The organism is Streptomyces sp. Xyl84, assembly GCF_059731885.1.
Window position 1 is genome coordinate 2698308 of sequence record NZ_AP029182.1, and the last position, 11699, is coordinate 2710006.

Annotated in this window: 8 protein-coding genes and 1 pseudogene; 8 read left to right on the forward strand and 1 reads right to left on the reverse strand. The window is 72.4% G+C overall.

What is annotated here, in order from left to right; genetic code table 11:
• The first annotated feature begins 4 nt into the window (after positions 1 to 4).
• From AC6I72_RS11465 to AC6I72_RS11490, 6 genes and pseudogenes are all read left to right on the forward strand, one after another.
• Positions 5 to 973, forward strand: coding sequence for an antibiotic biosynthesis monooxygenase (locus tag AC6I72_RS11465; RefSeq protein ID WP_498000689.1), 969 nt, complete (start codon positions 5 to 7; stop codon positions 971 to 973).
• Between the two features lie 346 nt (positions 974 to 1319).
• Positions 1320 to 1784, forward strand: a pseudogene (locus AC6I72_RS11470) (FAD-binding oxidoreductase); the annotation flags it as partial.
• A 626-nt stretch (positions 1785 to 2410) separates the two neighbouring features.
• Positions 2411 to 2695, forward strand: a complete 285-nt coding sequence (locus AC6I72_RS11475) for a hypothetical protein (protein WP_498004878.1) — start codon at positions 2411 to 2413, stop codon at positions 2693 to 2695.
• 116 nt (positions 2696 to 2811) lie between these two features.
• Positions 2812 to 4197: a class II fumarate hydratase gene (locus AC6I72_RS11480; protein ID WP_498000690.1), complete on the forward strand. Its 1386-nt coding sequence runs from the start codon at positions 2812 to 2814 to the stop codon at positions 4195 to 4197.
• A 77-nt stretch (positions 4198 to 4274) separates the two neighbouring features.
• Positions 4275 to 4967 (forward strand): cytidylyl-2-hydroxypropylphosphonate hydrolase, encoded by a 693-nt coding sequence (gene fomD, locus AC6I72_RS11485; protein ID WP_498000691.1) that lies wholly within the window; start codon positions 4275 to 4277, stop codon positions 4965 to 4967.
• Between the two features lie 308 nt (positions 4968 to 5275).
• The gene (locus AC6I72_RS11490) at positions 5276 to 7507 is read left to right on the forward strand and encodes a SpoIIE family protein phosphatase (RefSeq protein ID WP_498000692.1); all 2232 of its coding nucleotides are present in this window, start codon (positions 5276 to 5278) and stop codon (positions 7505 to 7507) included.
• Positions 7508 to 7618: 111 nt separating this feature from the next.
• Here AC6I72_RS11490 and AC6I72_RS11495 read toward each other — a convergent pair whose 3' ends face one another.
• Positions 7619 to 10012: a transglycosylase domain-containing protein gene (locus AC6I72_RS11495; RefSeq protein WP_498000693.1), complete on the reverse strand. Its 2394-nt coding sequence runs from the start codon at positions 10010 to 10012 to the stop codon at positions 7619 to 7621.
• 270 nt (positions 10013 to 10282) lie between these two features.
• On the opposite strand from AC6I72_RS11495, the gene AC6I72_RS11500 reads away from it, so the two are divergent.
• Positions 10283 to 11221, forward strand: coding sequence for an SPFH domain-containing protein (locus AC6I72_RS11500; protein ID WP_498000694.1), 939 nt, complete (start codon positions 10283 to 10285; stop codon positions 11219 to 11221).
• Positions 11218 to 11523, forward strand: coding sequence for a type II toxin-antitoxin system antitoxin (locus AC6I72_RS11505; RefSeq protein WP_498000695.1), 306 nt, complete (start codon positions 11218 to 11220; stop codon positions 11521 to 11523). Before AC6I72_RS11500 ends, AC6I72_RS11505 begins: the two co-directional genes overlap by 4 nt.
• Positions 11524 to 11699: the final 176 nt, after the last annotated feature.

Below are 11699 nucleotides of genomic sequence, written 5' to 3' on the forward strand. Positions count from 1 at the left end.
CCGCATGAGCGCCAGCGCAAACCGCGGACGTGGTGGAGCCGGAGCCACCGTCGTGACCTCCCAGAAGGTCGTCCCCGGTCGCGAGGACGACTACGAGCACTGGCAGGAACGAGTGAACGGGGCCGTGCGCGATTTCGACGGCTTCGAGGGAACGGAGCTGTACCCGCCCGACGCCGCCGAGGACAACCAGTGGGTCGTGGTGTTCCGCTTCTCGGACGTGGGCCGGCTGAGTGCCTGGCTCCGGTCGGCGAGGCGCCGCGAACTCCTCGACGAGGGCCGTGACTTGTTCGAGGAAGAACCCTCCCAGGAAGTCCTCAGCGGAGGGCAGCCCGCTCAGGAAGCCGTGACGGCCGTCATCTCGCACAAGGTGCGGCCGGGCCACGAGCAGGACTTCGTGCACTGGCAGGAGAAGGTGCTGAGGACCCAGCAGAAGTTCCGGGGGTTCATGGGATCCGAACTCTTCGCGCCGGTCGAGGGAATTCAGGACCGGTGGGTCGTCGTGTTCCGGTTCGACAGCCGTGAACATCTCGAGCAGTGGCTGGAGTCGGACGTCCGCAGGAAACTCCTGGCCGAGGGGCGTGAATCCTTCGCGGAATTCGACGTGCGCGAGATCGCGTCCGCCTTCAGCGGGTGGTTCCGCTTCGGCGGCGGCGAGGAGGCGGGTGTCCCGCCCAACTGGAAGCAGGCCATGTCCGTTCTTCTCGCGCTCTATCCCACCGTCATGGTGCTCAACCTCACCGTGTCCGCCGCCCTCACGCGGGCCGGCGTCGCGGGGTTCCTCGGCCTTTTCGTCGGCAACGTGCTGAGCGTGGGGATTCTGACCTGGTTCCTGATGCCCTTGGTCGTCAATCGCGGCCTGGCCTTCTGGCTGGCCCCCGACCGGCCGCGCTCGCGGCGCACCGATCTGGCGGGCGCGGCCGTGGTGCTCGCGTGCTACGCGATACTCCTCGTGATCTTCAGCGTCACCACGTGAATCCGCACACGGCACGGAGGCACATGCGGCGTCAAAGGCGCACGCGGAACGCGGAAAAGGACCCACGCGTGTTTCTCACACCGACGGTTTCAGCCGACGAAGGGATTCATCCGAGGGCCTTCACCGGTTTCATGGTGTTTCCCGGAAATCCGCTGCCGCTCACGGGTCGTGTGCTCGCGGGCCGGGAGGTAGCCTGAAAAAGCCCGACCGCTCCGGCTGGTCACCCGACGGCGCCTCTCGGCGTCTCCTCGCATCTCTCCTTCAGAGTCGTTCACGGTCCCGGTGTTCGCCACTTCGCTGCCCGAGGGCCTGAACGGGCTTCGGGGCACCGGCGAGGAGGCACGTGATGGGCCGCCACACGCGGATACGCGGTCTCGGGGCGCTCGCCGTCCGGCGGGACGACGACGGTTACGAGGACCTCCGCAGGGCCGCGGTGTGGAACGCGCTCGTTCCGGCTCGGTTCCCGGACGTCATCGTGCGCGCGGCGTCCGCGGGCGATGTCGTGGAGGCGGTGCGCCTGGCCCGGTCCGAGGGGCTCCGGGTCGCGGTGCGGTCGGGCGGGCACAGCTGGTGCGGGTCGCCGCTGCGCGACGGGGGCATGCTCATCGACGTGTCCGGGCTTCGCGCCTGCACCGTCGACCCCGCCTCGGCGACGGCGACGGTGCAGCCCGGTGTCACGGGCGCGCAGCTCACTTCGTGGCTCGGCGATCACGGACTCGCCTTCCCCGCCGGCCACTGCGGGTCCGTCGCCGTCGGAGGCTACCTCCTCAGCGGCGGGCTCGGCTGGAACTCCGGTGCCCGCGGGCCGGCGTGCGCCGGTGTCGAGCGCGTCGAGGCCGTGACCGCGGACGGGGAGCCGGTCACGTGCAGCGAGAGCGAACACGCGGACCTGTTCTGGGCGGTCCGTGGAGCGGGTCCCGGCTTCTTCGCCGCGGTCACCGCCTTTCACCTCAAGCCGTATCCCCGTCCCGGCGCGATCACCTGCACCCGGTGGACCTTTCCCCTGGCGGACGTCACAGAGGCGACACAGTGGGCCACCGGGCTGGCCCCGCGCCTCTCCCCCGACGTCGAGCTGAGTTTCGCCCTGGGTACGGCGGCCCCCGGCACCGGACCGGCCTCCACGGTGGTCACCGTCACCGGCACCGTCTTCGCCCCGTCACGGCGGGAAGCCGATGAGTTCCTCCGGCCGCTGGACCGCTGTCCCCTGGACGGACGCGCCCTGTCGCGGCTACGGGACGAACCGATGACGTACGAGTCCCTGTACGCCGCCTCCAGCGCCCTGTGGCCGCCGCGGCTCCGCTACGCGGCGGACACCCTGTGGTCGGACGCCGGCTTCCCCGCGCTGCTCGGCCGGCTGGCGGAGGCCGTCGACTCGGCCCCTTCGCGCAGATCGCTGGTCCTCGCCCCGGTCTCGCCGGTGGCCGGCCGGCGCAGGACATGGCCTTCTCGCCGCTCGGCGAGAGCTACGTCGTCCCCTACGCCGTCTGGGACGACCCCGGTCAGGACGCCGCCAACATCGGCTGGCTGCGGGAAGCGATGCACCGGGTCGAACCCCTCGGAACGGGGCACTGCATCGCCGAGACGGACCTCACCGCGGCATCGTCGCGCGCCCGCCGCTCCTTCACCCCCGACGCCTGGCAGCGGCTGCGGGCCCTGAGAACGCGCTACGACCCCGAAGGCCTCTTCTGCTCGTACCTGTCGCCGGACGACGGCGCACCGTAGCGGGCACCGCGCCCACGGCTCGGGCGCCCCCGGACGGGTGGCGGCCGCCCCCGCACCCGCCACCCGTCCGGCCCAACGGCCGGAACAAGCCCACCCCCTGACACGCTGTACCCGGTATGAGTGAATACCGCATCGAGCACGACTCCATGGGCGAGGTCCAGGTTCCCGCGCACGCCAAGTGGCGGGCGCAGACACAGCGGGCCGTGGAGAACTTCCCCGTCTCCGGGCAGCGGATCGAGCGCGCCCACATCGAGGCGCTCGCGCGGATCAAGGGCGCCGCCGCCAAGGTCAACGCGGAACTCGGGGTGCTCGACAAGGAGGTCGCCGAGGCGATCCAGGCCGCGGCCGAGGAGGTCGCCGCGGGCACGTGGGACGAGCACTTCCCGGTCGACGTGTTCCAGACCGGGTCCGGGACCTCGTCCAACATGAACACCAACGAGGTGCTCGCCACCCTCGCCGGCGAGCGCCTGGGCCGCGACGTGCACCCCAACGACCACGTCAACGCCTCCCAGTCCTCCAACGACGTCTTCCCCTCCTCGATCCACATCGCCGCCACCGCCGCCGTCACCCGGGACCTGATCCCCGCCCTGGAGCACCTCGCCGACGCGCTCTCCCGCAAGTCCGAGGAGTTCGCCGACGTCGTGAAGTCCGGGCGGACCCACCTGATGGACGCCACGCCCGTCACCCTGGGCCAGGAGTTCGGCGGCTACGCGGCCCAGGTGCGCTACGGCGTCGAGCGGCTGCGGGCCTCCCTGCCCCGGCTGGCCGAACTGCCGCTGGGCGGCACCGCCGTCGGCACCGGCATCAACACCCCGCCCGGCTTCTCCGCCGCCGTCATCGAGGAGATCGCCCGCGTCACGGGGCTGCCGCTCACCGAGGCCCGCGACCACTTCGAGGCGCAGGGCGCGCGGGACGGGATCGTGGAGACCAGCGGGCAGCTGCGGACCATCGCCGTGGGCCTGACGAAGATCGCCAACGATCTGCGCTGGATGTCCTCCGGGCCCCGCACCGGACTCGCCGAGATCTCCCTGCCCGACCTCCAGCCCGGCTCCTCGATCATGCCCGGCAAGGTCAACCCGGTCGTTCCCGAGGCCGTCCTGATGGTCGCCGCGCAGGTCGTCGGCAACGACGCCACCGTCGCCACCGCGGGCGCCGCGGGCAACTTCGAGCTGAACGTCATGCTGCCGGTCATCGCCAAGAACGTGCTGGAGTCGGTGCGGCTGCTGGCCAACGTCTCCCGGCTGCTCGCCGACCGCACCGTGGACGGCATCACCGCCCACCGCGAGCGGGCCCGGGAGTACGCCGAGTCCTCGCCCTCGGTGGTCACCCCGCTCAACAAGTACATCGGCTACGAGGAGGCCGCGAAGGTCGCCAAGAAGGCGCTCGCCGAGCAGAAGACGATCCGCCAGGTCGTCCTGGAGGGCGGGTACGTCGAACGCGGCGACCTGACGGCCGAACAGCTCGACGAGGCCCTGGACGTCCTGCGGATGACGCATCCGTGACGGCGGGGCTCGGCGCACCGGTGTGAACCGCGACGCCGACCGTCCCGCCCCATGGCCATGACACCTAATATCTGTGCATGGCAGACGACGGAGCGGTGAGAGACGTGAAGGCGGACGGCGCGACGGCCCGCTGGGCTCCCGGGAGCCGGATCCTGTGGCGCTACCGGGCGAACGGCGGGCCGGGTTTCCACATCGCGCGTCCCGTGACCGTCGTGCGCGACGACGCCGAGCTGCTGGCGGTGTGGCTGGCGCCCGGCACCGAGTGCGTCAGGCCGGTCCTCGCCGACGGGACGCCCGTGCACCTCGAACCCCTGGCGTCCCGCTACACCAAGCCCCGGGCGGTGCAGCGGGACCGCTGGTTCGGCACGGGCGTGCTGAAGCTGGCCCGGCCCGGCGAGCCCTGGTCGGTGTGGCTGTTCTGGGAGCCGGGCTGGCGGTTCAAGAACTGGTACGTGAACCTGGAGGAGCCGCTGGCCCGTTGGGCGGGCGGCGTCGACTCCGAGGACCACTTCCTGGACATCACCGTGCAGCCGGACCGCGGCTGGCAGTGGCGGGACGAGGACGAGTTCGCGCAGGCGCAGCGGGACGGCCTGGTGGACGACGCGCTGGCCGCGCGCGTGCGCGCCGCGGGCCGCCGCGCGGTGGAGGTGATCCGCGCCTGGGGCCCGCCGTTCCGCGACGACTGGCAGCACTGGCGCCCGGACCCGTCCTGGGCGGTACCGTCACTGCCACAGGACTGGGACCGTACGCCCGCGCATGTGTCCTCATGAGACCCTTGATGCGCCCCCGGACAGGAACCGTAGGATCGTCCTCCGCAAGGGCGCAGGGGGGCACGTGGCCGGCGCAACTCCCGCGTCCGGCCGAGAGTCTGACCGTATGTCACCGAGGGGCGGCAGCACGTGAGCGAGGGGTACCAGGGCACGACCCGAGCGGGGCGCATACGGCCCGCCGGTGGCACAGGAACAGCCTCTGACCACGCCGGAATTCCGTTCCCGGGGCACGTGTTCCGGGTATCGGGTCTTCGGCGGGACGAACCGCGCGCCCGGCGCGCAGCCCCGGACGGATGGATGCGACACGCGTGACGGAGCAGCCGACCTCCTTCGAACGCCCCCAGCCGGGCGCCGACCCCACGGACTCCCGTGGGGCCCTTCTGCGTACCCCGCAGCCGCCGCAGACGGCGTTACCGCTGCAGTCGCGCGCGGAGGGCGCGACCCCCTGCCCCGCGGCGCGCGCCGCGCAGGGCGAGCCCTCCGGAGCCGCCCCGCGTTCCGGCACGGCGACCGCAGCCGACGGTTCGGCCGGGGCCGGGCCCGAGCATTCCCAGCCCGCTTCCACCGAGCCCGACCCGCACCGGCCGCGCCCCGCCCCGGAGGGCATCCCCGCCCAGCCGGAGGCGGCGGCGCGTACCGCCGGCGGCGCGGAGACGGCCCGTACGGTCCCCGCGGCCCCCGTGCCTCCGGCGGGTCCTGCGGACCCGGCGGCGTCCTCGGGCGCCGCGGCCTCTGACACGGCGGGCCCGCCCGTCGGGCCGGACCGGCAGGGACCCGACGGGCCGGACCGGCGCACCGGGCAGGGCCTGCCGCCGGGGCGGCCGCTGCCGATGCGCCGCGACGGCGACCGGCTGCGGTTCGTGGGCGCGGCGACGCGGCGCATCGCGCGCGGTATGGACCTGGACGAGATCGTCATGGGTCTGTGCCGGGCGACCGTGCCGACGTTCTCCGACGCGATCCTGGTCTATCTGCGCGAGCCGCTGCCGGTGGGCGACGAGCGGCCGGTGGGCCCGCTCGTGCTGCGGCTGCGCCGCACCGACCGGATCCCGGCCGAGCGGGACCTGGAGGCCGGTTTCCTGCCCGTGCCGCCGCCCGAGCAGCCGGCGGAGCTGTCCGTGGTCACCAACGAGCTGTGCGAGGTACGGCCCGGCAGTGCGCTCGGCGAGGTGCTGCGCGGCGTGCGGCCGGTGTTCACCGACACCCCGTCCGCGGGCGCCGCGCTGGCCGAACTCCTCGGCGAGGACTCGGAGCTGGCGGTGCCCGGCGGGCAGCGCACGATCCTCGCGCCGCTGCGCGGCCGGCGCCGTGTCATCGGTGCCGCGCTCTTCCTGCGCCGCCCCGACCGCCCCGCGTTCGAGGCCGACGATCTGCTGGTCGCCGCCCAGTTGGCCACGCACAGCGCGCTCGGTGTCGACAAGGCGGTGCTGTACGGGCGTGAGGCGTACATCGCTGACGAGCTGCAGCGCACCATGCTGCCGGAGACACTGCCGCGCCCCACGGGTGTACGGCTCGCCTCGCGCTACCTGCCCGCCGCCGAGACGGCGCGGGTGGGCGGCGACTGGTACGACGCGATCCCGCTGCCCGGCAGCCGGGTCGCGCTCGTCGTCGGTGACGTGATGGGGCACTCCATGACGTCGGCGGCGATCATGGGCCAGCTGCGCACGACCGCGCAGACGCTGGCGGGCCTCGACCTGCCGCCGCAGGAGGTGCTGCACCACCTGGACGAACAGGCGCAGCGCCTGGGCACCGACCGCATGGCGACCTGCCTGTACGCGGTCTACGACCCGGTCTCGCACCGCATCACCATCGCCAACGCCGGTCATCCGCCGCCCGTGCTGCTGCACCTGGGCGGCCGGGCCGAGGTGCTGCGGGTGCCGCCGGGCGCGCCGATCGGTGTGGGCGGCGTGGACTTCGAGGCGGTGGAGCTGGACGCGCCGGCCGGCGGCACGCTGCTGCTGTACACCGACGGTCTGGTGGAGTCCCGGCTGCGGGACGTGTGGACCGGCATAGAGCAGCTGCGCGAGAAGCTGGCGGCGACCGCGCAGCTCACCGGGCCCGACCATCCGCCGCCCCTGGAAGCCCTGTGCGACGAGGTGCTGGACATGCTCGGCCCGGGCGACCGGGACGACGACATCGCGCTGCTGGCCGCCCGTTTCGACGGGATCGCGCCGAGCGACGTGGCGTACTGGTTCCTCGAGCCGGAGGACTCCGCTCCGTCGCGGGCGCGCCGGCTGGCCCGCCGGGCGCTGGCGCGCTGGGGTCTGGAGGAGCTGACCGACTCGGTGGAGCTGCTGGTCAGCGAGGTCGTCACCAACGCGGTGCGGTACGCCTCGCGCCCGGTGACGCTGCGGCTGCTGCGCACGGACGTGCTGCGCTGCGAGGTCGGCGACGACGTGCCGCAGCTGCCGCGGCTGCGGCAGGCGCGGGCCACCGACGAGGGCGGCCGGGGCCTGTACCTGGTGAACAGGCTGGCCCGGCGCTGGGGCGCGACCCGGCTGAGCACCGGCAAGGTGGTGTGGTTCGAGCTGCACCGCGGCTGACCGTACGGGCCCGGAGAGCCGGGAGGACGAGGGCGTCGCCCTCGTCCTCCCGGCTCTCCGCCGTCGTGCTCCCGGCTTCCGGCCGCCGTCCCGCCGGCGTCGCGGCGTCGGCTACTGCCCGGGCATGCGGCCGTGCAGGTGCTGCTGGTCGTTCGGGTCGAGCGGGTTGTCCGTCGAGGTGCTGGTCGACGGGTCGGGCGCGGTCGGCGAGTGGCTCGGCGACATCGACGGCGAGTGGCTGGGCGACTGCGTCGCCGAGTGGCTCGGCGGCGGCTGGCTCGCGGAGTGGGACGGCTGCGTCGGCGAGTGGCTCGGCGACATCGACGGCGAGTGGGTGGGCGACTGGGTCATCGACGGCGTCCGGCTCGGCAGCTGCTTGGCCGCGCCCTGCGTGGTGTCCAGGTCGAACTTGCTGGTGTCGCCCATGACGCCGAAGGTGTACCCGGCCCAGATCTCCGCCGGGTAGCCACCGCCGTTGATCCGGCCCTTGCCCGGCAGGAGGCCGGTGGCGCCGGTCATCGTGGTGTGCCTGCTGGTCTTGGGGTTCTCGCCGAACAGCCCGACCGAGGTGACCAGGTCCGGCGTGTAGCCGGTGAACCAGGCCGACCAGTTGTTGTCGGACGTACCGGTCTTGCCCGCCACCTGCTGCCCGTCGCGCAGCGGGTTGTCGGCCACCGACGTCCGCGCCGTACCGTCGTCGACCACGCCGGTCAGGACCGAGGTGACCGTGTCGGCGGCCTCGCGGCTGATGACCTGGTCCCCGATCGGGTCGGTGACGGAGACCTTCCGGGTCCGGTTCTCGGCGGCGGCGATGATGCCGGGGGTGACCTTCTTGCCGTGGTTGTCGAGGGTGGCGTAGATCCCGGCCATCTCCAGGGGGCTCGCGCCCATGGAGCCGAGGGTCTGGGCGGGCACGGCCTGCATGCCCTCGGTGTCCATGCCGAGCTTCTTCGCCGTCGCCATCACCTTCTCCATGCCCACGTCGACACCCATCTGCGCGAAGACGGAGTTGACGGACTTGTTCATGGCGGACTGGACGGTGATGTTCCCGTAGCTGACGTCGTCCTCGTTGGGCGGGGCGAAGCCGACCTTGGCGCCGTGGTCGACGACCGGGCGTTCGCTGGTGCCGTCGTAGACCGTGTTGGCGTCGATCGGCAGGCCGTCCTGCGTCTTGGCGCCCTCGTCCATGGCGGCGGCCAGGATGACCGGCTTGAACGTGGAGGCCGGCTGGAAGTCCCGCCGGGTCGCGTTGCTGATGTAGTGCTTGAAGTAGTCCTGGCCGCCGTACAGCGCGACGATCCTGCCGGTCTTCGGGTCGACGGAGACCGCCCCGGCCTGGACGTCGGCGTCGACCTTGCGCTTCTTCGGGTCGAGCTTGCTGGTGAGCTGCTTCTTGACCGAGTCCTCCAGCGCGGCCTGCTTCTTGCGGTCGATGTTCAGGGTGATGGTCCACCCCCGGTCCACGACCGCGGCCTCCGCCTGGGACTGCGTGATGCCCTGTTCCTTCATCAGCTGCTGTTCCAGCTGCTTGTTGGCGAGTTCGATCAGGTAGCCCTTCTGGCCCTCGCGGCCGGGGGCTCCCTTGGGCTCCTTGGGCACCGGGAACTTCATCGCCTGGCGCTTGCCGGCGTCGAGCCAGTGCTGCTTGACCATGTTGTCGAGGACGTAGTTCCAGCGGGCCTGCACCAGCCGCTTGCCGTTGGGGCCGGCCACCGCCCAGTCGTACTGGCTCGGCGCCTGGAGCAGCGCGGCCAGGTAGGCGCCCTGTTCGACGGTCAGGTGCTGGGCGTCGACGCGGTAGTAGGCCTGGGCCGCGGCCTGGATGCCGTAGGCGCCGCGGCCGTAGTAGCTGGTGTTGATGTAGCCGGCGAGGATCTCGTCCTTGCTCTCCCGCTGGTCCACCTTCAGGGAGATGACCAGTTCCTTCAGCTTGCGCGTGACGGTCTGGTCCTGGGTGAGGTAGTAGTTCTTGACGTACTGCTGGGTGATCGTCGAGCCGCCCTGGGTGCCCTTGCCGGTCAGGGTGTTGAGCAGACCGCGGGCGGTGCCCTTCAGGTCGACGCCGGAGTCGTGGTAGAAGGACTTGTTCTCGGCGGCGACGAAGGTGTGCTGGACGTCCTTGGGCACCTTGTCCAGGGAGACGCTCTCGCGGTTGATCTCGCCGTCCCGGGCGAGGATGGTGCCGTCGCTGTACTTGTAGACGTTGCTCTGCCGCTCGGCGGCGGCGTTGCCCTTGGGTATGTCCACCAGCATGTAGAGCACGACGAAGGCGCCGATGCCGAGCAGGCAGACGCCGAGGAAGGTGCCGAGGATCTTCTTCCAGGTGAACAGGCGGCGTATGCCGCTCTTCCTGGCCTTGGCGGGCCTGGCCGCGCGCCGGGCCGCGGCCCGGCCGCCCGGAGCGCCGCCGTCCCCGACGCCGGTCGCCGGTGTCACGGTCGAGCGCCGGGGCGCCGCGCGGCGGCCACCGCGCTGTCGCGCTCGTCTTTCTTCCGCTCGTCCCATGCGTCCGTTCGCTCCGCTTCCGTCTCGGATGTCTCGGCTGTCACTCACGTACGTCGTTCAGGTCAGCTCAGAAAACTAACACCGCTCTCTGTGACAAAGGGGCCCCGATCCGGGCCTTCAGGGACGTGACAATCAGCACCCGCCCCCAAGTGAACCGACGTCCGGGAGGGTTCGGGGGTTGCCGTCCGCCGCTAAAGTGATATCACTTAGCTAGGCAGAAGCTAGTGCGGCTGCCGTTCGCACGCTCCACGAGAAACGGGGGGACCCTCCATGTCCGCAGCCACTCCACCCGCGGTGACCACGGCCGACGCGCCCGAGATGCCCGCACCCCAGGTGCGGGAGTTCGCGGCGCACAGCATCAAGGGCGGCCTCGCCCTGCTGCTCGGTCTGCTCGGCCTGCTCGCGGCCGTGGCCCTGGTCGCCGGCGGCGCGAGCCTGACCGGCGGCGGCAAGGCCGCGCTGATCGTCGCCGGCGTCCTGGTCGGCATAGCGGCGCTGCTCGCCATGGCGGGGCTGAACATGGTGGCGCCGGGCGAGGCGAGGGTCGTCCAGCTCTTCGGGCGCTACCGGGGCACCATCCGCGAGGACGGCCTGCGCTGGGTGAACCCGCTCACCTCCCGCGAGAAGATCTCCACCCGCGTCCGCAACCACGAGACCGCCGTCCTGAAGGTCAACGACGCCTACGGCAACCCGATCGAGCTGGCGGCGGTCGTGGTCTGGAAGGTCCAGGACACCGCGCAGGCGTCCTTCGAGGTGGACAACTACCTGGAGTTCGTCTCCACGCAGACCGAGGCCGCGGTGCGGCACATCGCCATCGAGTACCCCTACGACGCCCACGACGAGGGCGGGCTGTCCCTGCGCGGCAACGCGGAGGAGATCACCGAGAAGCTCGCCGTCGAACTGCACGCGCGCGTGGAGGCGGCCGGGGTACGGATCATCGAGTCACGCTTCACCCACCTCGCGTACGCTCCCGAGATCGCCTCCGCGATGCTCCAGCGGCAGCAGGCGGGCGCGGTCGTCGCGGCCCGGCGGGAGATCGTGGACGGCGCGGTCGGCATGGTCGAGGCGGCGCTCGCCCGCATCGCCGAGCAGGACATCGTGGAACTGGACGAGGAGCGGAAGGCGGCGATGGTGTCGAACCTGATGGTGGTGCTCTGCGGGGACCGGGCACCGCAGCCGGTGCTCAACACGGGGACGCTCTACCAGTGACCCCGGCGACGGATCCCTCCGAGGGGAGCCAGGGGGCCGAGGGGGTCACGGAGGCCGAGGGGACCGCCGAAGCCGCCCCCCGGCGCCGGCCGCAGCAGCGCAAGCAGGTGCTGCTGCGGCTGGACCCCTCGGTGTACGACGCCCTCGCGCGCTGGGCGTCGGACGAACTGCGCTCGGCCAACGCCCAGATCGAGTTCCTGCTGCGCCGCGCCCTCGCGGACGCGGGCCGCCTGCCGGGCGGGACCGGCCCGCTGCCCCGCCGGGGGCGGCCCCCGCGCAGGACACCGCCGGGACCGCAGTAGCACCGGCCGCCGCCTCGCCCGCTGCGGCGCACCCTCGGCCCGAGCGGCGGCGCACCGGCCCGCACCGGGCGGCGGCCACGGAGCCTCCAGGCCCGCCCGCCGCCCGTAGCACAACCGTGACAAACGCCTCCCACCTGCGGTTCCACCCTCCGCCCTGACACCGGGCCATCCACTGC